The sequence below is a fragment of the Roseovarius spongiae genome (assembly GCF_003651245.1).
GTDB lineage: Bacteria > Pseudomonadota > Alphaproteobacteria > Rhodobacterales > Rhodobacteraceae > Roseovarius > Roseovarius spongiae.
Map to the genome: position 1 here is coordinate 741399 of NZ_RAPE01000002.1, position 21329 is coordinate 762727.

19 protein-coding genes are annotated in these 21329 nt (G+C 65.8%); 5 read left to right on the forward strand and 14 right to left on the reverse strand.

The genetic code is table 11. The features are described 5' to 3' along the window. The first annotated feature begins 175 nt into the window (after positions 1 to 175). On the forward strand, positions 176 to 1087 hold the full coding sequence (locus D6850_RS10295) for a hypothetical protein (RefSeq protein ID WP_147438889.1): 912 nt from the start codon (positions 176 to 178) through the stop codon (positions 1085 to 1087). Between the two features lie 82 nt (positions 1088 to 1169). Here D6850_RS10295 and D6850_RS10300 read toward each other — a convergent pair whose 3' ends face one another. The 5 genes from D6850_RS10300 to D6850_RS10320 all read right to left on the reverse strand — a co-directional run bounded on the left by D6850_RS10300 (position 1170) and on the right by D6850_RS10320 (position 5310). Beyond that, a complete protein-coding gene (locus tag D6850_RS10300; protein ID WP_121166461.1) occupies positions 1170 to 2021 on the reverse strand; it encodes a ferredoxin--NADP reductase in 852 nt (283 codons plus the stop codon). A gap of 83 nt (positions 2022 to 2104) precedes the next feature. After that, complete coding sequence (locus tag D6850_RS10305; RefSeq protein WP_121166463.1) at positions 2105 to 2560, reverse strand: DUF934 domain-containing protein; 456 nt, start codon at positions 2558 to 2560, stop codon at positions 2105 to 2107. Beyond that, on the reverse strand, positions 2557 to 3291 hold the full coding sequence (locus D6850_RS10310; RefSeq protein WP_121166465.1) for a phosphoadenylyl-sulfate reductase: 735 nt from the start codon (positions 3289 to 3291) through the stop codon (positions 2557 to 2559). Before D6850_RS10310 ends, D6850_RS10305 begins: the two co-directional genes overlap by 4 nt. Next, on the reverse strand, positions 3278 to 4948 hold the full coding sequence (locus tag D6850_RS10315; RefSeq protein WP_121166467.1) for a nitrite/sulfite reductase: 1671 nt from the start codon (positions 4946 to 4948) through the stop codon (positions 3278 to 3280). The genes D6850_RS10310 and D6850_RS10315 overlap by 14 nt, the downstream gene beginning before the upstream one ends. Before the next feature lie 62 nt (positions 4949 to 5010). After that, positions 5011 to 5310, reverse strand: coding sequence for a DUF2849 domain-containing protein (locus tag D6850_RS10320; protein WP_121166469.1), 300 nt, complete (start codon positions 5308 to 5310; stop codon positions 5011 to 5013). 187 nt (positions 5311 to 5497) lie between these two features. On the opposite strand from D6850_RS10320, the gene D6850_RS10325 reads away from it, so the two are divergent. Continuing rightward, a complete protein-coding gene (locus tag D6850_RS10325) occupies positions 5498 to 5959 on the forward strand; it encodes an Lrp/AsnC family transcriptional regulator (protein WP_121166471.1) in 462 nt (153 codons plus the stop codon). 24 nt (positions 5960 to 5983) lie between these two features. On the opposite strand, the gene tpiA is transcribed toward D6850_RS10325, so the two are convergent. The 9 genes from tpiA to D6850_RS10370 form a co-directional block, all read right to left on the reverse strand. Continuing rightward, positions 5984 to 6736: a triose-phosphate isomerase gene (gene tpiA / locus D6850_RS10330; RefSeq protein ID WP_121166473.1), complete on the reverse strand. Its 753-nt coding sequence runs from the start codon at positions 6734 to 6736 to the stop codon at positions 5984 to 5986. A gap of 97 nt (positions 6737 to 6833) precedes the next feature. Next, positions 6834 to 7199, reverse strand: coding sequence for a HesB/IscA family protein (locus tag D6850_RS10335; protein ID WP_121166475.1), 366 nt, complete (start codon positions 7197 to 7199; stop codon positions 6834 to 6836). Between the two features lie 29 nt (positions 7200 to 7228). After that, positions 7229 to 7963, reverse strand: coding sequence for a DUF3307 domain-containing protein (locus D6850_RS10340; protein WP_121166477.1), 735 nt, complete (start codon positions 7961 to 7963; stop codon positions 7229 to 7231). Next, positions 7960 to 8589: a hypothetical protein gene (locus tag D6850_RS10345; protein WP_147438890.1), complete on the reverse strand. Its 630-nt coding sequence runs from the start codon at positions 8587 to 8589 to the stop codon at positions 7960 to 7962. The genes D6850_RS10340 and D6850_RS10345 overlap by 4 nt, the downstream gene beginning before the upstream one ends. Before the next feature lie 110 nt (positions 8590 to 8699). Further along, positions 8700 to 9062 carry an SUF system Fe-S cluster assembly protein gene (locus D6850_RS10350; RefSeq protein WP_121166481.1) on the reverse strand — a complete coding sequence of 121 codons (363 nt, stop codon included), beginning with the start codon at positions 9060 to 9062 and terminating at the stop codon, positions 8700 to 8702. Between the two features lie 101 nt (positions 9063 to 9163). Continuing rightward, entirely contained in the window at positions 9164 to 10564 is a 1401-nt protein-coding gene (gene rimK / locus D6850_RS10355; protein WP_121166483.1) for a 30S ribosomal protein S6--L-glutamate ligase, read from the reverse strand. 114 nt (positions 10565 to 10678) lie between these two features. Next, positions 10679 to 10960, reverse strand: coding sequence for an NfeD family protein (locus D6850_RS10360; protein ID WP_121166485.1), 282 nt, complete (start codon positions 10958 to 10960; stop codon positions 10679 to 10681). Next, positions 10960 to 11916: an SPFH domain-containing protein gene (locus D6850_RS10365; RefSeq protein WP_425452377.1), complete on the reverse strand. Its 957-nt coding sequence runs from the start codon at positions 11914 to 11916 to the stop codon at positions 10960 to 10962. Before D6850_RS10365 ends, D6850_RS10360 begins: the two co-directional genes overlap by 1 nt. A gap of 49 nt (positions 11917 to 11965) precedes the next feature. Further along, positions 11966 to 13624, reverse strand: a complete 1659-nt coding sequence (locus D6850_RS10370; RefSeq protein WP_121166487.1) for a mechanosensitive ion channel family protein — start codon at positions 13622 to 13624, stop codon at positions 11966 to 11968. A 100-nt stretch (positions 13625 to 13724) separates the two neighbouring features. Between D6850_RS10370 and tgt the strand changes: the two genes are divergently transcribed. The 3 genes from tgt to lon all read left to right on the forward strand — a co-directional run bounded on the left by tgt (position 13725) and on the right by lon (position 21307). Further along, positions 13725 to 14852 (forward strand): tRNA guanosine(34) transglycosylase Tgt, encoded by a 1128-nt coding sequence (gene tgt, locus D6850_RS10375; protein WP_121166489.1) that lies wholly within the window; start codon positions 13725 to 13727, stop codon positions 14850 to 14852. A 157-nt stretch (positions 14853 to 15009) separates the two neighbouring features. Continuing rightward, positions 15010 to 18648 (forward strand): calcium-binding protein, encoded by a 3639-nt coding sequence (locus D6850_RS19840; protein WP_121166491.1) that lies wholly within the window; start codon positions 15010 to 15012, stop codon positions 18646 to 18648. 250 nt (positions 18649 to 18898) lie between these two features. Further along, positions 18899 to 21307, forward strand: a complete 2409-nt coding sequence (gene lon, locus D6850_RS10385; RefSeq protein WP_121166493.1) for an endopeptidase La — start codon at positions 18899 to 18901, stop codon at positions 21305 to 21307. Positions 21308 to 21329 lie beyond the last annotated feature (22 nt).

The window sequence follows — 21329 nt, forward strand, 5'->3', positions numbered from 1 at the left end:
CTGGCTGTGCAAGCTAACGGCGCGCACCGGGGCTTTCAAGCGGCAAATTGGGCCGATCCATGCCGATCGGAACCATATTCGTCCTTGCACGTTGGCGTGTGGGGCCGCATGTGGTCTGTGCATCGACGACCCCGCCGAGACAGCGTGGGGATTGAAATTTCAAGAGGATGATATGATGAGGAATCTGCTTTGGATCGTGGTCGCCGCGGTCGTTCTGATCGGCGGCTACATGCTGATCACCGGCAAGACGCCGAACGAGATGCTCGACGCCGCCGATGATCCGGTCGCCACCCCCGACGCCGTGGTGGTCGACCCCGACGCCGACACGGGCGAAACCGCCGCCGAAGTGGCGACGGACGAGGAGCAGCTGGACGAAGCCGCGCAGGACGTCGGCGAGAGCGCCGCCGAACTGGGCGAGGACGCCGCGACGCTTGCCGAAGAGGCGGGCGATGAGGCCGCCGAAGCCGCCGATTCCGCCGTGGAGGGCGCGCAGGACATGGCCGACGACGCGGCCGCCGCCGCGGATGACGCGATGGACAACGCAGGCGAAACCGCCAGCGACGTGGGCGACGCCACGCAGGACGCGGCAAGCGACGCCGCCGAAGCGACGAGCGAGGCCGCAAGCGACGCGGCTGACGTCGCCTCCGACACGGCCACTGAGGCCGCCGATACCGCGAGCGAAGCAGCCGACACCGCCGCCGATGCGACGACCGACGCCGCCGAGGCGACCGGTGAGGCCGCGGAAAGCGCCGCGGACACGGCCTCCGATACCGCCAGCGACACCGCGGACACTGCCGAAGAGACCGCGCAAAGCGTAGCCGACGAAACCGCCGATACGACAGAGACGGCGACCGATAGCGCCACCGACACTGGCGCGGCCGGCAGCGACGCGACGTCCGGAGAGGACGTTCCCGGCAGCCTGACGGTCGACGGGTTCGATTACGACAGGGCCGTCGAATTCATCGACAATTCCGACCTCGGGACCGGCGTCAAGATGACGACCAAGGCGGCGCTCGAGAAAGCCCGCGACAATCCCGAAGTGCTGGAACAGGTGCTGAAACAGCTTCGCGAGCGCCTTGGCATGTGATCCGCCGCGCGCAATGATCGGACAAGCGAAACCCCGCGCAGAGCGATCTGCGCGGGGTTTTCTGCAACTCAGCGGGTGCTGTTCAGTCGAGGAACGCCTTTTCCACGACGTAATGCTGGGGTCTTGAATTGGCGCCCTCGATCAGCCCATAGCTTTCGAGCAGATCCTTGAGTTCCAGGTTGAACGCGAGGTTGCCGCAGATCATCGCCCGGTCCGTGTCGGGCGCGATGCCCGGCACGCCCAGCTCCTCGAACGCCTCGCCCGAGCGCAGCAGGTCGGTGATGCGCCCCATGCGGGGGCTTTCTTCGCGGGTGGTGGTCGGGTAGTAGCGCAGTTTGTCGGCAAAGCCCTCGCCGATCAGTTCGGCCAGAAGCTCATCCTGGCGGATGCTCTCGACCAATTGCGCGCCGTAGGCGAGTTCGCCGACCTCCCGGCAGGTGTGGGTGACGATCACCTCGTCGTAATCCTGATAGGTCTGAGGGTCGCGCAGGAGCGACGCGAAAGGCGCAAAGCCTGTGCCCGTCGCGAACAGCCAGAGCCGCTTGCCCGGCAGGAGCGCGTCATGCACCAGCGTGCCAACCGGCTTGGGGCGCAGGATGATCTGGTCGCCCGGCCGGATGTGTTGCAGGCGCGAGGTCAGCGGGCCGTCGGACACCTTGATCGAGTAGAATTCCAGTTCCTCGTCCCAGGAAGGCGAGGCGATGGAATAGGCGCGCAGAAGCGGCTTGCGCTTGCCGGTTTCGGGGTGCGGGTCGCCCATCAGCCCCAGCATCACGAATTCGCCCGAGCGGAACCGCAGCGACGCCGGACGCGTCACGCGGAAGGAAAACAGCCGGTCGGTCCAGTGCGTGACCTCGGTCACCGTCTGGGCGTCGGGCAGGGCGGGGGTGGCCCGGATGGGCGCGGCTTCGGTCACTTGGGTTATCTCGTTCATCTGTTCCTTGCCCGGCGTCTATCCGGGCACTCCGTATGTATTCGTTGATCCATGTCAGGAAAAGGCGGTTTTCGTCGCACCCGTTACCCCGCGGCGCGGGTTGCGTCCGCGTGCGGCGCCGAGGCGGGGATCGCCGCCCCGCGCAGCCGCGCCTGGTAGTCATGCGCGCGCCAGTCGGCGCGGAACAGCCACTGTTCCTCGGGTTGGCGGGCGGCGAGGGAGTCGTCGATTTCGACCTCGTCGAAGCCGACCCGCCGCGCCATCGCGTATTGATCGGCGATCACGTGGCCGCGCGCGCGCAGCCGTCCGCGATACCCCATCAACCGCAATTGGCGCGCGATGCTGAAGCCGCGCCCGTCCGCCGAACTCGGGAAATCGACGCGGATCATCGCGATGTCCGGCAACCGCCCGGCAAGCTCGCGCGGATCCGCGCTTGCCGGCAGGTCGATGCCGACGCCGTCGCGCGCATCCTCGAGCGCGGCGATGGGCGCGTCCCAGTCGTCGGTGGTGAATCCTTGGTCCCTCACGATCACGCTCATGCGTTCTCTCCTTTCCTGATGATCTGGCCATTCACTACGTGGATGCCGCATTCCGTCTTCGCCGCGCCGCGCCAGCGGCCCGCGCGCGCGTCCTCGTGGTCTTGCACCGGCGAGGTGCAGGGCATGCAGCCGATCGAGGGATAGCCGCGCGCCACCAGCGGGTGCCGTGGCAGGCGGTTTTCCTCCATGTAGGTGCGCACGTCTTCCTGGGTCCAATGGGCCAGCGGGTTGATCTTCATCCGTCCCGTCGCCGGCTCGGGCTCAAAGAAGTCCATGTGCGCGCGCGCCCCGCCCTGGAAGCGCTTGCGCCCGGTGATCCAGCCGTCGAACCCTGCCAGCGCACGCGCGAGCGGACGCGATTTGCGCAGCGCGCAGCAGGCGTCCGCGTCGCGCAGATGCAGCGTGGCGTCCGGGTCCTCGGCCGCGCGTTCGGCCGCGTCGGCGCGGACGATCCGCACGTCGCGCAGGCCCAGCCGTTCGGTCAGTTCCTGCTGGTAGACCAGCGTTTCGGCAAAGAGCATCTCGGTGTCGAGGAAGATCACCGGCGTCGCGCGCTCGATCACGGAAACCATGTGCAGAAGCACGACCGACTCCGCGCCGAAGCTCGACACCAGCGCCAGCCGTCCGCTCTCGGGCGCGGTGAGCGCATGGCGCAGCACCGTGACCGCCGCGTTCAGACGATACCAGTCGTTCAGCCGCGCGGCGCGGTTCGCGGGATCATTCGGCGGCATGGGCCCGGGCCTCCGCGTCATAGAGCGCCGCCTTGAAGGGCGCCATGCCGACGCGCTGATAAGCGGCGAAAAAAGTCTCCTCCGGGCCGTCGCGCAGGGCGAGATAGGCGTGGACGATCCGCTCGATCGCGGGGATCAATTCGTCCGCGGCGAAACCGCGGCCGGTCCGATCGCCAAGCCGCGCGTCTTCGCGATGATCGCCGCCCAGGGTGATCTGGTAGTTCTCCACTCCCGCCCGGTCGAGTCCGAGAATGCCGATATGGCCGACATGGTGATGCCCGCAGGCGTTGATGCAGCCCGAGATCTTGATCTTGAGCGGGCCGATCTCGTGTTCGAGCTTCAGCGCGTCGAAACGCGTGGCGATCTGTTGCGCGATCGGGATCGAGCGGGCGGTCGCCAGCGCGCAGTAATCCATCCCCGGGCAGGCGATGATGTCGCTGATCAGCCCGATATTGGCGGTGGCGAGCCCGGCCTCGCGCAGCGCGGCGTGAAGCGCGGGCAGGTCGGATTTATGGACATGCGGCAGAACGATGTTCTGTTCATGACTCACCCGCAGCTCGTCGTAGCCGTAACGCTCGGCCAGGTCCGCCATGACGCGCATCTGCGCGGCGCTGGCGTCGCCCGGCGTCTCCCCCTGCGCCTTGAGGCTGATGGTGACGATGGCGTGGCCGGGGTCGCGATGCGCGGTGAGGTTGGTGTCGGCCCAGGCGCGGAAAACCGGATCATCGGCGCGCGCGGCGGCGTAGCGATCGATCGGCCCGCCGCGCAGCGGAGGCGGGGCGAACTGCCCGCGGATCGCGGCGAGCATCTCCTGATCGACCCCCGTGAAGGTCGGGCGGATATGTTTGAAGCGTTCTTCCACCAGCGCGCGAATCTCATCTATTCCATGCTCATGCACGGTGATCTTGATGCGAGACTTGAACTTGTTGTCGCGCCGCCCGATGGTGTTCCACACGCTGACGATCGCCTCGATATAGGGCAAGAGGTCAGGCTCGGGCAGGAAATCGGTCAGCACCTTGCCGATCATCGGCGTGCGTCCCAGCCCGCCGCCGACGATGACGCAATAGCCCCGCTCGCCATCGCGCTCGATGATGCGCAGGCCGATGTCGTGAGCGGCGGTGACGGCGCGGTCGTTCGGGCTGCCGGTGACGGCGAGCTTGAACTTGCGCGGAAGAAACTGGAACTCGGGGTGGTCGGTGGACCACTGGCGGATCAGCTCGGCCACGGGGCGGGGATCGGCCACCTCGTCCGCTGCGGCCGCGGCGAAGTGATCGGCGGTGACATTGCGGATGGTGTTGCCGGAGGTCTGGATCGAATGCATCTCCACCTCGGCCAGCGCCTCGAGGATATCGGGCACGTCGCGCAGGCGCGGCCAGTTGAACTGGATGTTCTGGCGGGTGGTGAAATGGCCATACCCCTTGTCCCAGCGCTCCGCGATCAGCGCGAGCCGGCGCATCTGGCGGCTGGAGAGCGTGCCGTAGGGCACGGCCACGCGCAGCATGTAGGCGTGCAGTTGCAGGTAGAGCCCGTTCATCAGGCGCAATGGCTTGAATTCGTCCTCGGTGAGCGCGCCGTTGATCCTACGCTCCACCTGCGCGCGGAACTCCGCGTTGCGGCGGGCCACATAGGCGGCGTCGAAATCGGTGTATTGATACATCTGTCGTCCTTTCGGGCAGGCGAAATTCTTCGAAGTGAACCGGGATAGTCCGCAAGGACCTCTCAGCGCGCCGACTGCTTGCCGTGGGAATAGTTGGAGGGGCCGGTGCGGCGGAAGTCTTCGCGGAAATGCGTGGGTTCGGGGCCTTGCGCGCCCGCTGTCATGTCGGCGAGATAGGCGCCGACCACGACGTGCTGCTGCGCTTCGGCGCCGAGCAGGCGCAGGGTGGCGTCGGCCTCGTCGGTCAGGAGTTCGGCGTCGCGCAGGTCGCGCGTCCAGCGGTCGTCCTCGGTCAGGTAGACGACGTCGCCTTCGAGCAGCGCGTTGGCGGTGACGACCTTGGGGGTGAATTCGCGGGGCATCGGGTGATCTCCTGCAATGTATGGCGGGGTGAAATCTGCCCTTCGAGGGCGCGGTTCGATCCCGGTTGACTTGCCTCACTATAGGAAATAATTCCAAACCAGCGCCATGCACGCGAGCAAATAAGGACGCATGTTCCAACCCCGGGCCGAGGTATGGGCGCTGTTCCAAATGACAGGAGAAACAGGAATGTCCGTCCGCATTGACGATCTCGACCGAAAAATCCTGCGCCAACTGCAGCGCGACGGGGGGCAGTCGCTCGACGAGATCGCGCGCGCGGTGGGCAGTTCCAAGACGCCCGTATGGAACCGGATTCGCAAGCTGCGCGAGGCCGGGGTGATCCGCCGGCAGACCTATCTTCTGGATGCGGAGGCGCTGGGATTCGAGGCGTGTTTCTTCGTGCTGATCCGCACATCCGAGCACGACGCGGACTGGCAGCAGGCGTTTCTCAAGGCGCTGAAGGACCGCCCGGAGGTGCAGGAGGCGCATCGCCTGGCGGGCGATATCGACTACATTCTCAAGGTCCGCGTCGCGGGCGCGCGCGCCTATGACAGCTTCTACCAGGCGCTGATTTCAGAGGTGCGGGTCTATAACGTGACGGCGCTTCTGTCGATGGAGGAGATCAAGTCGACGACCGATCTGCCGCTTTGAGGGGGGTCCCGGTAGATCGAAGGATCAGGGCGCGTCCGACAGGGCGGTGATGATTGGTGAGAAATCCGCCGCGCGCAGGCTCGCGCCGCCGACAAGCGCGCCGTCGACGTTGGGAACGGCGAAGATCCCGGCGGCGTTGGCGGGCTTGACCGAGCCGCCGTAGAGCAGGCGGATGCCCTCAGCGATTCCGGCGCCAAAGCGCGCCGCAAGCTGCGCGCGGATGAAATCGTGCACTTCGCCGATCTGTTCGGGGCGCGCCGTGAGGCCCGTGCCGATGGCCCAGCAGGGTTCGTATGCGATGACGGTGTTGTTCGCGTTGCCCGTGTCGGGAACCGAAGCGGAGAGTTGTTCGGCGATGACGTCAAGCGTGGCCTGCGCCTCGCGCTCTTCCAGATTTTCGCCGAGACAGATGATCGCCGTGAGGCCGGCGGCCTGGGCGGCGCTGGCCTTGGCGCAGACAGCTTCGCTGGTCTCTGCGTGATCGGCGCGGCGTTCGGAATGGCCGAGGATCACCGCGCTTGCGCCCGCATCCGCCAGCATTGGCGCAGAGATGTCGCCGGTATGCGCGCCGGACGGGGCGGCGTGGCAATCCTGTGCGCCGATTTGCAGCGGGTGCTGCGCCGCCCGCTCGACGGCCGCGTGCAGGAGCGTGGCGGGCGGGCAGATCAGCAGGTCGACCGTCGGATGAGGGTGTGCGGCCATCAGCGCGTCGATCTCCGCAAGGTCGGCGCGCGCGCCGTGCATCTTCCAGTTGCCCGCCGCCAGTCTGCGCCGCATGGCCGTCCCCCTCATTATCGTTGCGTGTCCAACGTCTTGTGCGTCCAATCGCAGGCCGCGTCCGCGTCGTCAAGGACGGCGTCGGCGCGCGGGACGCTCAACGCTCCGGGTCGGAGGGCGTCTCGAACTTGATCGATTCGCCGCAGCCGCAGGCCTCGGAGACGTTGGGGTTGTTGAACTTGAACGCCGATTCCAGCAGGCTCGTCTCGTAGTCGATTTCGGTGCCGAAGAGGAACATCTGCGCCATCGGGGCGATCATCACCCGCGCGCCATCCTGTTCGACCACCTCGTCATGGGGGTCGATCTCGGTCACGTAGTCCATCGTGTATTCCATGCCCGCGCAGCCGCCTTTCTTGACGCCGATGCGCAGGCCCTGGTGGCCCTCGCGCGCCATGAGCTTGGCGATCTGGCCAGCGGCCCTGTCGGTCATGGTGACGGCCTGCTTGCCGGGAATTCCGAACATTCTTCCACCTCGTTTCTCTGACCTGTAACCTAGGGGCCGCGCGCCCCGATCTCAAGCGGGGGCAGCGCGGTGAGCAGGGCTTGCACGCCCAGGGCCACCGCGATCGCCCAACCGAATGAGGCGAGCGTGCCGATGATGACGTATTCGGCGCTGCGCTGGTCGCGGGTGGCGGTGCCGAAGCGCAGGATGGATTTCGCCGCGATCAGGAAGCCGACTCCGAGCGGCTGGCCGGCAAGGATCAGCAGGTAGATCAGCCCGCGTTCCAGCAGCCCGATCAGCCGCCCGCCGTCGCGCAGCCCGTCATTGCGGACGCGCCGGCTGTGCGGGCGCATCAGCAGGCCGACCGCGTATTGCCCGGCGGTGAGCGTGACGACGAGGCCGGCGAGCAGCGCGTAGAGCGGCAGCAGCGCGTCCATGCCCGCCCATGCGCCGCCTTGCCAGAGGTCCGGGGCGAGGCGGGCGACGATGAGCAGCGTCAGCAGGTGCGCCCCCTGGTCGGCGAGGAACGCGCCGATGCCGCGGAACCCGTTCAGCCGGCGGGCGAGCTGCACCTTGGTCGCGTCGATCAACACATGCGCAAGCGCCAGTGCGCTCAGCCACGGGTCGTAAACGAGGCCCAACGCCGCATGGGCGGTAAGCCAGACGATCGCGCCATGCAGGAGCAGCGCGGGCAGGCGGGTCTTGTTGGCGTTGATCCAGTCGGTTTGCAGCGCGAAATCTGCGAGCGCATGGGCCAGCAGGAGGGCGGTGAGCGTGGCGATCATGGCGCGTCTTCCAGCGTGGCGAGCGCGTCGGAGATGGCGGCGTATCCCGCGCCCGCGAGCGCCTGGTCGACGGCCTGCCGCGAGATCTTGAGCCGTTGGCCGATCACCCGGTTGGGCGGGCGTTCGGGCGAAAGCTTGTGGCTGAGCGCGCGGGCCTGCGCCTGCGTCCAGCCCTGCGAAACGTGATCGGCAAGGCAGAGCAGGGCGTCCAGCGCGTGGCCGTCCGCATGGGCCATCAGCCGGCGCCCGTCGAGCGTTTCGAGCAGTTGGCCGGATTTCGTGAAGGCAGGCCCATGCGCGGCGTTGAGATCGTCGGGAAAACTGTCGGGCGCCGTCCCGGCATCCGTCGCGATGGCGATCCGCGTCGCGCCTTCATCGAGCAGCGCGCGGATGCGGGATTGCGCGCAGAGCGCGAGGCGGAGCGGGTTCTTCAGGTCGCGCGCGGCGATCTGCCAGCCGTCGCCGCCCCGGCGCGCGAACCCGGCCAGGGTGTCGCGACCCGTCGTGTCGGGCCAGCCGGACGTGGTGCGGACGAGATCGGCAAGGCTCTCAATCATTGCATCGAGCGTCCGCCTCGGCAGATCGGACGAGTTGACGATATCACCGGTGAGGACGGTCCACAGCATGCGCAGGTTATAATGCTTGCGTATGGTGGTATGCAAGCGAAAAGGCTTGCGATCTCGATTTGCAGGCTGTTTGGCTTGCTTCCGATGTGGAGCAAGCCATATCGCTTGCCTTACATGAACCCGAGCTCAAGCCGCGCCTCGTCGCTCATCATGTCCATGCCCCAGGGCGGTTCCCAGACGAGTTCGACATCGACCTGCTTCACGCCCGGCAGCGGTTCGATCGCGTCGGCGACCCAACCGGGCATCTCACCGGCGACGGGACAGCCGGGGGCGGTGAGGGTCATGATGATGCTGACCGCGTTCTCGGCGTCGATGTCGATGGTGTAGATCAGCCCGAGATCGTAGATGTTCACGGGGATTTCCGGATCGAACACTGATCGGCACGCCTCGACGATCGGCTCGTAGAGGGGGTGATCGGTGCTTGACGGGGCAATCAGCGGGATACCTTCGAAGGGTTGCGGATTCTCGGTCATGGAGTGTCCTTGGCGCTGTTCCTGAGCGAATATATAGGGAATGACGCGCTCAGCGTCCAGAGCGCGCGACGTGACAATCGCGCGCAGGGTTTGGGCGATGCTCAGCCGCCCTTGCGTCGGCGGATCGGGGCCGGGCGCACGCGGCTCTCGATCAGTTCGTAGAGCTTGCCGACGATGTTCTTGCCGGTCGATGTCTCGATCCCCTCGAAACCGGGCGATGAGTTCACCTCGAGCACCTTGGGCCCGGATTCCGAGCGCAGCAGGTCCACCCCGGCCATGTTGAGATCGAAGGCGCGTGCGGCGCGCACGGCGGTGTCGCGCTCCTGCTTGGTGATGCGCGCGGATTTCGCGCTGCCGCCCCGGTGCAGGTTCGAGCGAAAGTCGCCCTCGGCCCCGGTGCGCTTCATCGAGGCCACCACCTTGCCGCCGATCACGAGGCAGCGGATATCCTCACCCGCCGCTTCCTTGACGAAATCCTGCACGAGGAAGTTGGCCTTGAGCCCGCGGAAGGCGTCGATCACCGATTCCGCCGCCTTCTTGGTCTCGGCCAGCACCACGCCCTTGCCCTGGGTCGATTCCAGCAGCTTCACGATCAGCGGCGCGGTCCCGACTAGGCCGATGATGTTGCCGGTGTCGCGCGGGGAGGCGGCGAAGGCGGTGTTGGGCATGCCGATCTTGGCGCGCGCCATGATCTGGTGCGCGTGCAGCTTGTCCCGGCTGGCGATCAGGCCGGCGCTGCCGTTCACGCAATATGTGCCGATGGTTTCGAACTGGCGCAGGATCGCCGCGCCGTAGGGGGTGACCGACGCGCCGATGCGCGGGATCACCGCGTCGAAGCGCGGCAGGCGCTTGCCGTCGTAATGCACCTCGGGGGCCATCGCGTTGATCGCCATGTAGCAGCGCGTTGTGTTGATGACCTCGATCGTGTGGCCGCGCTTCTCGCCCTCCTCGACCAGACGGCGGGTCGAGTAGTTGTCCTCGCGGCTGAGCACGGCGATCCGCAGCGCCCGGTCGGGGGCCTGGCTGCGCATCTTGGAGGTGTGATAGACGTCATAGCTCAGTTCCGGTTGCAGGAAGCGGTCGGTGGCCACGATCGAGATATGGTCCTTCAGCGCCTGCCGGCCCAGCAGCATCCGGCTGTTCATCGTCGCCCGGTTGGTCAGCGTGATCTCGATCGGCCAGCTGTCGCCGTTGACGGCGAGCTTGGTCTCGATCACGAAGCGCGATTCCTTCTCGCCGTTCGATGAGGTCACGTCGCGGCGGTCGATGATCGCGGCGGAGCAGGGGATCACCAGGTCGTCGCGCCCCGGAATGGGATGCAAGGTAAAGCGCACCTTGGGCTTTGACGCGGGGCCGAAGGTCTCGATGTCGAAGGCGTGCAGCGCGGAGGTGCGCGCGCCGGTATCCACCTTGGCCCGCAGCGCCGGCACGCCCAGTTGCGGCAGGGAAACCCATTCCTCCCAGCCGAAATGCAGCGTTTGCGCGGGGTCGGTCGGGGACATGAAGGGTTCCTCTTCGGGTTTCGGATGTATTTGATTCGCACGAGGGTAAAGGGTTTCGCCCGCGGCGTAACCCGGGTTTTCCCGTCATTCCGGGGACCGCCCGGGAAAGCGGCGTCACTTGTTGACGTCGTCCTTGATGATGCGCATCTGCCCGTCGCGCAGCCCGAAGACGCGTCGCAGCGCGGCCCAGGCGATCAGCGACAGCGCCGCGAAGATCAAGAGCAGCACAGGCAGCCCCCAGCCCGCGCCGGTCACCAGCAGCAGCAGGCCCACCAGCGCCGCGCCCATGCCGAAGCCGAGGAACACGTAGCCCGGCAGCAGCACCTCGACGATGCCCAGCAGCAGCGCGGCGGCCATCCACACCCACCAGAGCGACCAGAACGCGGCGCCGCCCATCACGAGCGTCCCTTGAGCATGCGGAAGGCGTCGCCGAACGCCTCGAGCGCGTTGGCGGGCACCACGATGGTGGATGATCCCGGCCCCGCGCCCAGCGCGTTCAGCGCCTCGACCTGTTTCAGCGCGACCTGGTATTGCGCCGCCTCCAGCCCGTTATCGGCGATCGCCTTGGCCACCACCGACGTGGCGTAGGCCTCGGCGTCCGAGGAGATGCGCCGCGCCTTGGCGCTTTGTTCGGCGGCGTAAAGCTCGGCGTCGGCGTTGAGCTCGACCGCGCGCTTGCGCCCCTCCGCCTCGGTCACGTGGGCGCGCCGGGCGCGTTCGGCGTTCAGTTGTTGCAGCATGGCGTCGCGCGTCGCCTGATCGAGATTGACGTCGAGAAGCTCGGCGCGCGTCACTTCGATCCCCCAGTTGTCGACCGCGTCCTCGACGCTGGCCTTGATCGTGGCGATGAGCTGCGAGCGGTTCGCCTGCACCTCGTCGAGATCCATCTTGCCGATCTCGGCGCGCACGATGCCGGCGACGGTCGTGGCGATGGCCCCGTCGACGTCGCGGATGCGGTAGACGGTCTTTTCCGGCTGAACGATGCGGTAGAAAACCGAGGTGTCGACCTGCACCAGAACGTTGTCCTTGGTGATCGCGTCCTGGCTGGCGGTGGGCAACTGGCGTTCGAGGATCGAGATGCGGTGCGCGATCTTGTCGAGGAAGGGCACGATCAGATTGATGCCCGGCCCCAGCACCGAATGGAGCCGGCCGAAGCGTTCGACCACGTGCTGTTCGGATTGCGGAACGATCTTGACCGCCTTCAGCGCGAAGACGATCAGGAGGAGCGCGAGCAGCAGGTAGATCAGGTTCTGGTCCAGAATGGCGGTGAGGATCGTGTCGATTTCCACGGTGAGAGTCTCCTGCGAGGAAAGGCGCCGCGCCGAAAAAGCGCGCATGACCGGATGTTGCATGTCTTTTTGACGAGCGGAGCGCGCAAATGCAATGAAATTGGACGCCCCGTCAGGCCTCTTGCGTCTCGTGCAGGGGCGGATGCGGCAGCATCGGGACGCCGTCGGCGGCTTCCATCCGGGCGGCGGCCTGTATCAGGCGTTCGCGCATGGCGCATTCCATGCTCCAGGCGGTGGAGGGGTTGGGCGTCGGCAGTGCGAACAGCACCGTCATCGCGACCGCGTCCTGCCCGGTCACCATCACGGTGGCCTCTTCCACCGGGCCGGTGTCGTCGCCGTCTTCCTCGCGGATCGCGTCGAAAAAGACGTCGCGCAGCGCGGCGACGTTGGCCGTGTGGGCCAGCCTGAGCTCGATCAGGCGCAGCATCTCGACATCCTCGATCGACCAGTTTTCAAACGCGTCCGAGACGAAGTAGCTGACCGGGACGATAAGCCGGTTGCCGTTCCAGATGGCGAGCTGCACGTAGGTGAAATGGATCCGCTCGACGGTGCAGAAATGTCCCTCGAAGATGAGCTGATCCCCGATCCGGGCGGAGCGGTTTATCGCGATCTGGACCGACGCCATGATGTTGCTCAGGACCTCGCGCGCGGCAAACCCCATGATGATGGTCAGCGCCCCCGCCGAGGCGAGCAGGGACAGGCCCAGTGTGGAGAACAGGTTCGCCGAGGACAGCACCAGCCCCACACCGATCATCACCGCGATCACGATCACGAACTTGCGTACGGCCGCGATCGTCGTCGCCATGTCCCGCAGATGCGAATTGCCCGGATCGGCGAGATCGCCGGGCGTGTTCGGCAGCAGATGATCGAGCACCTCGTCGATGATGAGCACCGCCGCCATTGCCCCGGCGGTGACGACCCCGATCACCACGGCAGGGCTGATGAAGCTGTCGAGCAGGCCCGAGACGACCAGCACCCTGCTCGTGCAGAACCCGACGAAGGCGGCGGTGACGGCGATCGTCGCAGGCCAGCGCAACGCGCGCACGATTGCGCGGGTCAGGCGGGTGTCGCGCTGACGCTGGAATGAGCCGACGAAGCGGTAGGTAAGTTTCCCGAGCAGAACCGACGCCAGCGCCAGCAGCGGCAGGAACAGCACTTCCCAGACATAGAGCCCCCAGAACGCGCGGTCGCGCGCCCAATCCGGCAGCATGCGTTCGATCCGGGTCGGGCCGAACCTCTCGTACAGCGCCGGGATGTTGGCGACGCTCTGGCGCGCGATCACCCAGACGGGATCGCCGTCCGACGGTTTCAGGCGGTTGACGCGCAGCGCCACCTCCCGCCGTCCCATGTCGAGCCACTCAAGCGCGATCGAGCGCCGCGTCCGGCCGGCGGCGGGATTGTCTGATGTGCCGAGGATCCAGCCGTCCGGCCGGTCGGAGAGATCGCCCCAGGGGATCACCACCTTGCGGTCGATCACGGTATAAAGCTGTTTGACAAGGCGCGCGCCCGCCGCCGGTTGCTGTTCGGGCGCAATATCACCCAGATCCAGCAGATGTGCGGCGCGGCTGAAATCCCCACGGCTGGCATGATGCATGAAGCTTTCCAGCGCGCCTTGAGGCGTGGAGCGATCGATCGCTTGCGGCGCCGGGCCGAGCCCCGCGTTGAGCGTGTCGATCTCGAACCAGCGCTCCTGCGCCGCGGCGAACCCGGCGGCGAGACACAGGACAAGCAGGGCGCAGGCGCGGGCAAAGTCTGTCAGCGACCGGATCATTGGGACTCCTCACCAGGATCGCAAGGAAGTAGACGTCGCGCCGCCCATGTCAACCGCGCGGCCCATTGCCCGCGGCGCGTGGAGAGCCTATAGCGCGGGAATGACCCGGTTTTCATTCGATCTGCAAGGCACCGACGGCAGCGCCCGCACGGGTGTGATCCATACCCCGCGCGGGCAAATCCGCACGCCCGCCTTCATGCCGGTGGGCACTGCCGCCACGGTCAAGGCGATGCTGCCCGAAAGCGTGGAGGCCACGGGGGCCGACATCCTGCTGGGCAATACATATCACCTGATGCTGCGCCCCACCGCCGAGCGCATTGACCGCCTTGGCGGGCTCCATCGCTTCATGAACTGGGACAGGCCCATCCTGACCGACAGCGGCGGATTTCAGGTGATGAGCCTGGCCGATCTGCGCAAGCTGACCGAGGAGGGCGTGAGTTTCCGCAGCCACGTGGACGGCTCGAAACACATGCTGACGCCGGAACGCTCGATGGAGATCCAGCGGCTGCTGGGCAGCGACATCGTGATGTGCTTTGACGAGTGCCCGGCGTTGCCGGCGGACCGCAAGCGGATCGAGGAGTCGATGCGGCTTTCCATGCGCTGGGCGGCGCGCTCGCGCGAGGCGTTCGGGGACCGGCCGGGGCATGCGCTGTTTGGCATCCAGCAGGGCGGGCTCGAAGAGGACATGCGCGAGGAGAGCGCGGAGGCGCTGCGCGCCATCGGTTTCGACGGTTACGCCATCGGCGGGCTGGCGGTGGGCGAGGGGCAGGAGGCGATGTTCCGCGCCCTCGATTTCGCGCCCGCGCAACTGCCCGAGGACAAGCCGCGCTACCTGATGGGCGTCGGCAAGCCCGACGACATCGTCGGCGCGGTCAAACGGGGCGTGGACATGATGGACTGCGTGCTGCCGTCGCGATCCGGGCGCACGGGGCAGGCGTGGACGCGGCGGGGGCAGGTCAACATCAAGAACGCGCGCCACGCGGACGATCCGCGCCCGCTGGACGCCGATTGTACGTGCCCGGCCTGCCGCAACTACAGCCGCGCCTACCTGCATCACGTGTTCCGCGCGCAGGAAATGATCTCGGGGATGCTGCTGACCTGGCACAACCTGCATTATTATCAGGACCTGATGGCCGGGATGCGCGCCGCCATCGCCGAAAACCGCTTTGCCGCGTTCGAGGCCGCGTTCCACGCCGCGCGCGCCGAGGGCGACATCGCGCCGCTCTGAGCGCGCCGCCAGCGTGGCAGTGCCAGTCAACCCTACAATAGTGTGGGTTTTGCGGCAGAAAGTCCTAGCTGAACTGTTTCAGGACGTGTTACGCACTCCTGATGGCGTTTTTTTGCCGATTTAAACCACTTTTGTTCGACCTTGGGAGGGTATAACGATGACGACGCATGTTCTGAGCGGGTTTTCAGTAACTTACGATGGTAGCGATAATGTGACGGCCGTCGGGTCGGCCACGCTCAACCTGCGATTCAACGACAGCGTGACGAGTTTCAGCTACACCGTCGTGGGCGCCCCCGCCCCCGGGGATTTGCCGGAAGTCGAGGTTCTTCCCGATCCGGACGCCGCGCTCATGAACGGCGCGCCGATCCCGATGACGTCGGAGACGTCGTTCGGCTATATCGAGACGTCCGCGGGCATCACGCATATCCTCGCGGTGGAGTTCGGCGGCGTCGACTACATCTTCCAGATCGGCGGCGTGCTGCTCACCGAGCCGACCACCGTCGCCGAGTTCAACGCGCTCGACGCGTCTATCACCGGTATTGGGCAATCCACCGGTTCCTACGCCCCCGGCCAGTCGATTGCGCTGGCCACGATCCCCGGGCATTCCTCGTTTGAGGCCGAAGTCATCAACGGCACGGCGGGCTCGGAGCTCCTGCTGGGCGGCGCGGGCGACGACACCGTCGACGGGATGGGCGGCGACGACACGATCGACGGCGGCGACGGCAACGACCAGATCGTGGTGGGCGAGGGCAATCCTGTCATCCTCGGCAGCGCGGGCAGCGATACGATTGATTTCGGCGGGTTGAGCAACGGTTACGCGATACTGGATTACTCGGGCTTCGGGTTGAGCGCGACAGCCGCCATCGACGTCATCATCGACGGCGTCGCCAACACCGGCAGCATCGAGAAGGTCGAGGAGGGCAGCGGGGTCGCGCTGGGTATCGACATGATCACCGAGGTGGACAATCCGATGTACGCGGGCTGGTATAACGGCGGGCTCCACATCTCCGGCACGCTTTACGGCGACGATTTCGAGATCGTCTCGCCGTCGAACAGCTGGATCAGCATCGCGCCGGGCGCCGGGAACGACCACATCATCGCCGACGTCGCGGGCGGCGACCGCGGCGTGCGTCTGGATTACCGCGATGCGCCCGGCGGCGTGACGGCCGACCTGGCCAGCGGGACGATCAGTGACGGGTTCGGCTCCACCGACACGATCACCGGCTCGATCAGCGAGCTCAGGACCGGAAACGGCAATGACAGCGTGCTGGGCTCAAGCGGGAACGACCGGTTCATCCTCAGCGGCGGGACGGACACGGTGGACGGCGCAGGCGGCAATGACCTGGTGCGCTATGACCGCTCACCGGTCGATAGCGGGGTCACTGTCGACCTCGCCGCCGGAACCGCGACCGGTACATGGAACGGCACGGGCTTCACCCATAACCTGTCCAATATCGAGGACATACGCGGCGGCAACTTTGCCGACACCATCATCGGGGACGGCGCCAACAACTATTTCCGCGGCAATGATGGCGACGATACGCTGGATGGCGCCAGTGGGAACGACACGCTGGACGGCGGCGGCGGCAATGATTCGCTGTCGGGCGGCGACGGCCATGATCTCCTGCTGGGCGGCCAGGGCGACGACTCGCTCTATGGCGGGCTGGGCGATGATACGCTTGTCGGCGGAGATGGCGACGATTACCTGAACTCGGGCGACAGTGCGGGGGCCAGCGAGACCGAATACGACGTCGTGCTGCCGGGCAGGGGGGTGAACACCGTCGATTTCAGCCAGGTGTTGAACGGCTATGTCAGCGTCGATACCCGGGATGTGGCCGACAGCCTGGCGCAGGGCGGGCTGATTACCATCAATGGCGTCAGCAATAGCGGCTCGATCTATTATACCAGTTCCCATCAGACCACCTTTACGAACGTCGTGAATCCGCTCCTGTCGGGATGGACCACGGGCGGGCTGAGTATCAAGGACAGCAGTTTCGACGACGTTTACGACATCACGCTTGGCGCCAACCAGTGGATGCAGATCCAGGGGAATGCTCTCGGCTCGAGCACCTACAACGTGAGCGGCCCGCAGATCCTGCGGCTCGATTACGGAGGTCTTCTGACCGCCATCAACGTGGACCTGAATCTCGGATCCAATCAGATCAACAAGGGCTCGGGCAATTATGACACCATCAACGGCGCCGTCTGGGAAGTGCGAGGCGGCGGCGGTGATGACGTCATAACGGGCACGGGCACCGACGAGGGCTTTATCGGTGGCGGCGGGGCCAATGTCATGGACGGGGGCGGCGGATTCGACCGGCTGCGCTATTCGCACGATCCCTATGACAGCGGCATAACGATGAACATGAACGCCGGGTCGGTTTCGGGCACCTGGAATGGCTTCGCGTTCACCGACACGGTCAGCAACATGGAGCATCTCGTCGGGACTCAGCATGACGACCTGATGCTTGGCAACAACGCCGTGGATGAACTGATCGACGGCGATTCAGGCGACGACATCATCGACGGCGGCGGCGGTAACGATACGCTGACGGGCGGAAGCGGCGCCGACACCTTCATCTTTGGCGCGGGCGACGGCAACGACTCGATCACCGATTTCGGGCTCACGGATACGCTGGACGTGAGCGACATGGGGCTCACCGAAGTCGAGTTGAACGCGATCTATAACGCCGCAACCGACACCGGCGGCGGCGCGCAGGTCGATTACGGCAACGGCACGGTCGTGACCTTCCAGGGGCGCACCGCGGCCGAGATAAAGGCCGCGTTCGCGACCAACACGCCGCCGGTGGCCACGATCGAAGACCAGACGCTGTCACCGCTCTACTGGGTGCGGCTGAGCGATGTGCTCAGCTACTCTGACCCGGATGGTGACCCGGCGACGCAATACGGGCTGTTCGATGGCGAAGGGTCCAACAACAACTGGTGGATCGAGGGCATCGGCCTTGTCGATGCGACCAGCGATGTCGCGAACGGCTACACCACCTCTGCGGCCGCGTCCGATATCTGGCTCAAGGGTGACGCCAGCGGATCGACCCAGACCATGTTCATCCGCGCCCATGACGGCACGGACTGGGGGGCGTGGGACGATTTCACGCTGACCACCGAGGCGACCAACACGCCGCCGGTGGCCACGATCGAAGACCAGACCGTCGCGCCGGTCCACTGGATCCGCCTGAGCGACGTGCTCAGCTACTCTGACCCGGATGGCGACCCGGCGACGCAATACGGGCTGTTCGATGGCGAAGGGTCCAACAACAACTGGTGGATCGAGGGCATCGGCCTTGTCGATGCGACCAGCGATGTCGCGAACGGCTACACCACCTCTGCGGCCGCGTCCGATATCTGGCTCAAGGGTGACGCCAGCGGATCGACCCAGACCATGTTCATCCGCGCCCATGACGGCACGGATTGGGGGGCGTGGGACGATTTCACGCTGACCACCGAGGCGCCCGGGAACACCGCGCCGACCCTCACGGTCGAGGACCAGACGATCGGTGCGGATATCTGGCAGCTGTTCGATTCCAGTATCTTCACCTTCAACGACGTCGACGGCGACACGCTTCAGAAGATCGAGGTTTGGGACGACGAGGACGAGCATAGCTGGTGGATCACCGACGATTACGTCGACGCCACCACCGGCTACGAGACGAGCGACATCGCCAACACCCGGTTCCAGGGCGCGGCGGAGGCGGATGTCCAGACGCTCTGGGTGCGCGGCTTTGACGGCACGGACTGGAGCGGCTGGGATTCGTTCGAGTTGACCACCACGGTCTGATCCCCGTGCAGCACGGAAAGAGCGCCCCGGCCCGTCAAGCCGGGGCGCTTGCCGTTTTTGCAAAGGTCGGTTCAGGACTTGCCGGGTTGCGGCCGCAAGGGCATTCTGAACCCGCAAGGTTGAAAGCGGGCTGGGTTTGCCCCACTTAAAGACTCGATAGACGGAGAGGGCGTGGCCGCCATTACGGGGCCGGCCCTCTTGCCAAGAAGAAGGCCGGGCCGCCAGAGCCCGCCAAACACAAGGAAAGAGCATGCAAGAGCCCCTCAATTCCTCCTACCCGGTGCTGCCGCTGCGCGACATCGTGGTGTTCCCGCACATGATCGTGCCGCTTTTCGTGGGCCGCGAGAAATCGGTGCGCGCCCTCGAGGAGGTGATGGCGGATGACAAGCAGATCCTGCTGTCCAGCCAGATCGACCCCAGCGTGGACGAGCCCGAAGCCAGCGGCATCTACAAGGCCGGCGTGCTGGCCAATGTGCTGCAACTGCTGAAACTGCCCGACGGCACCGTCAAGGTGCTGGTCGAGGGCGTGGCGCGGGTGCGGATCGTCGAGTATCTCGACAATGACGAGTTCTTCGAGGCGCGCGCCGAATACCTGACCGAAATGCCCGGCGACAGCGCCACCATCGAGGCGCTGCTGCGCACCGTCGGCCAGGAATTCGAACGCTACGCCAAGGTCAAGAAGAACATCCCCGAAGAGGCGCTGACCGCCGTTGGCGATTCGGATGATCCCGCGCGGCTGGCCGACCTCGTCGCCGGCCATCTGGGCATCGACGTTGAGCGCAAGCAGGAGCTTCTCGAAACCCTCGCCGTGTCCGAGCGACTCGAGAAGGTCTATGGCCTGATGCAGGGCGAGATGAGCGTGTTGCAGGTCGAGAAGAAGATCAAGACGCGCGTGAAATCGCAGATGGAGCGCACCCAGCGCGAATACTACCTGAATGAGCAGATGAAGGCCATTCAGAAGGAGCTGGGCGATGGCGAAGAGGGCGAAGGCGAAGTCGCCGAGCTCGAAAAGCGCATCAGCGAGACCAAGCTTTCCAAGGAGGCGCGCGAGAAGGCCGAAGGCGAGCTCAAGAAGCTCAAGAACATGAGCCCGATGAGTGCGGAAGCCACGGTCGTGCGCAACTATCTCGACTGGATGCTGTCGATCCCGTGGGGCAAGAAATCCCGCGTGAAGAAGGATCTGTCGCGCGCCGAGAAGATCCTCGACGACGACCACTATGGCCTTGAGAAGGTCAAGGAGCGCATCGTCGAATACCTCGCCGTGCAGCAACGTTCGAAAAAGCTGAAGGGGCCGATCATGTGCCTCGTCGGCCCGCCGGGCGTGGGCAAGACGAGCCTTGGCAAATCCGTGGCGCGCGCCACGGGGCGCGAGTTTATCCGCATCTCGCTTGGCGGCGTGCGCGACGAATCCGAGATCCGCGGCCACCGTCGGACCTATATCGGCTCCATGCCCGGCAAGATCATCCAGGCGCTGAAAAAGGCCAAGACGACGAACCCGCTGATCCTGCTCGATGAAATCGACAAGATGGGGCAGGATTTCCGGGGCGACCCGGCGTCGGCGATGCTCGAGGTGCTCGATCCGGAACAGAACTCCACCTTCGTGGATCACTATCTCGAGGTCGAATATGACCTCAGCAACGTGATGTTTCTGACCACGTCGAACAGCTACAACATGCCGGGACCGCTGATGGACCGGATGGAGATCATTCCGCTGGCCGGCTACACCGAGGACGAGAAGCGCGAAATCGCCAAGCAGCACCTGCTTGAAAAGCAGATCAAGAACCACGGCCTGAAGGCCCGCGAGTTTGAGCTGACCGATACCGCGCTGACCGACATCATCCGGTACTACACGCGCGAGGCGGGTGTGCGGAACCTCGAACGCGAGATCGCCAAGGTCGCGCGCAAGGCGGTGACGCGGATCATCAAGAAGCAGGACGACTCGATCACGGTGACGCCCGAGAACCTGGGCGACTTCCTGGGCGTGCGCAAGCACAAGTACGGCATCGCCGAGGAAGAGGACCAGGTCGGCGTCGTGACCGGACTGGCTTATACCTCGGTCGGGGGCGAACTGCTCAACATCGAGGCGCTGCGCCTGCCGGGCAAGGGCCGGATGAAGACGACCGGGAAGCTTGGCGACGTGATGAAGGAATCGATCGACGCGGCCAATTCCTACGTTCGCTCGGTCGCGCCCGCCATCGGGATCAAGCCGCCGCGGCTCGAGAACTGGGATATTCACGTGCACGTTCCCGAGGGCGCCACGCCCAAGGACGGGCCGAGCGCGGGGCTCGCGATGGTGACCTCCATCGTGTCGGTGCTGACCGGCATCCCGGTGCGCAAGGATATCGCCATGACCGGCGAGGTGACGCTGCGCGGCAACGCGCTGCCCATCGGCGGGCTGAAGGAGAAACTGCTCGCCGCGCTCCGGGGCGGCATCAAGACGGTGCTGATCCCGCAGGAGAACGAAAAGGACCTCGTGGAGATCCCCGACAACGTGAAGGAGGGGCTCGAGATCGTTCCGGTCACCCATGTCCGCGACGTGCTGCGCCTCGCGCTCACTGAAACGCCCAAGGCGATCGAGTGGGACGAAGCCGCGGAAGAGGCCGCCGCCGCCGAGGCCGCGCTCAAGCGCGAAGGCGGCGCGGGCGCCACGGCGCATTAGAAGCGCCCTGCAACCCTCTGAT

Coding starts and splice junctions, on each gene's coding strand:
- D6850_RS10295 (WP_147438889.1), top strand. CDS start 176: ATGAGGAATCTGCTTTGGATCGTGGTCGCCGCGGTCGTTCTGATCGGC.
- D6850_RS10300 (WP_121166461.1), bottom strand. CDS start 2,021: ATGAACGAGATAACCCAAGTGACCGAAGCCGCGCCCATCCGGGCCACC.
- D6850_RS10305 (WP_121166463.1), bottom strand. CDS start 2,560: ATGAGCGTGATCGTGAGGGACCAAGGATTCACCACCGACGACTGGGAC.
- D6850_RS10310 (WP_121166465.1), bottom strand. CDS start 3,291: ATGCCGCCGAATGATCCCGCGAACCGCGCCGCGCGGCTGAACGACTGG.
- D6850_RS10315 (WP_121166467.1), bottom strand. CDS start 4,948: ATGTATCAATACACCGATTTCGACGCCGCCTATGTGGCCCGCCGCAAC.
- D6850_RS10320 (WP_121166469.1), bottom strand. CDS start 5,310: ATGCCCCGCGAATTCACCCCCAAGGTCGTCACCGCCAACGCGCTGCTC.
- D6850_RS10325 (WP_121166471.1), top strand. CDS start 5,498: ATGTCCGTCCGCATTGACGATCTCGACCGAAAAATCCTGCGCCAACTG.
- tpiA (WP_121166473.1), bottom strand. CDS start 6,736: ATGCGGCGCAGACTGGCGGCGGGCAACTGGAAGATGCACGGCGCGCGC.
- D6850_RS10335 (WP_121166475.1), bottom strand. CDS start 7,199: ATGTTCGGAATTCCCGGCAAGCAGGCCGTCACCATGACCGACAGGGCC.
- D6850_RS10340 (WP_121166477.1), bottom strand. CDS start 7,963: ATGATCGCCACGCTCACCGCCCTCCTGCTGGCCCATGCGCTCGCAGAT.
- D6850_RS10345 (WP_147438890.1), bottom strand. CDS start 8,589: ATGCTGTGGACCGTCCTCACCGGTGATATCGTCAACTCGTCCGATCTG.
- D6850_RS10350 (WP_121166481.1), bottom strand. CDS start 9,062: ATGACCGAGAATCCGCAACCCTTCGAAGGTATCCCGCTGATTGCCCCG.
- rimK (WP_121166483.1), bottom strand. CDS start 10,564: ATGTCCCCGACCGACCCCGCGCAAACGCTGCATTTCGGCTGGGAGGAA.
- D6850_RS10360 (WP_121166485.1), bottom strand. CDS start 10,960: ATGGGCGGCGCCGCGTTCTGGTCGCTCTGGTGGGTGTGGATGGCCGCC.
- D6850_RS10365 (WP_425452377.1), bottom strand. CDS start 11,916: ATGCAACATCCGGTCATGCGCGCTTTTTCGGCGCGGCGCCTTTCCTCG.
- D6850_RS10370 (WP_121166487.1), bottom strand. CDS start 13,624: ATGATCCGGTCGCTGACAGACTTTGCCCGCGCCTGCGCCCTGCTTGTC.
- tgt (WP_121166489.1), top strand. CDS start 13,725: ATGACCCGGTTTTCATTCGATCTGCAAGGCACCGACGGCAGCGCCCGC.
- D6850_RS19840 (WP_121166491.1), top strand. CDS start 15,010: ATGACGACGCATGTTCTGAGCGGGTTTTCAGTAACTTACGATGGTAGC.
- lon (WP_121166493.1), top strand. CDS start 18,899: ATGCAAGAGCCCCTCAATTCCTCCTACCCGGTGCTGCCGCTGCGCGAC.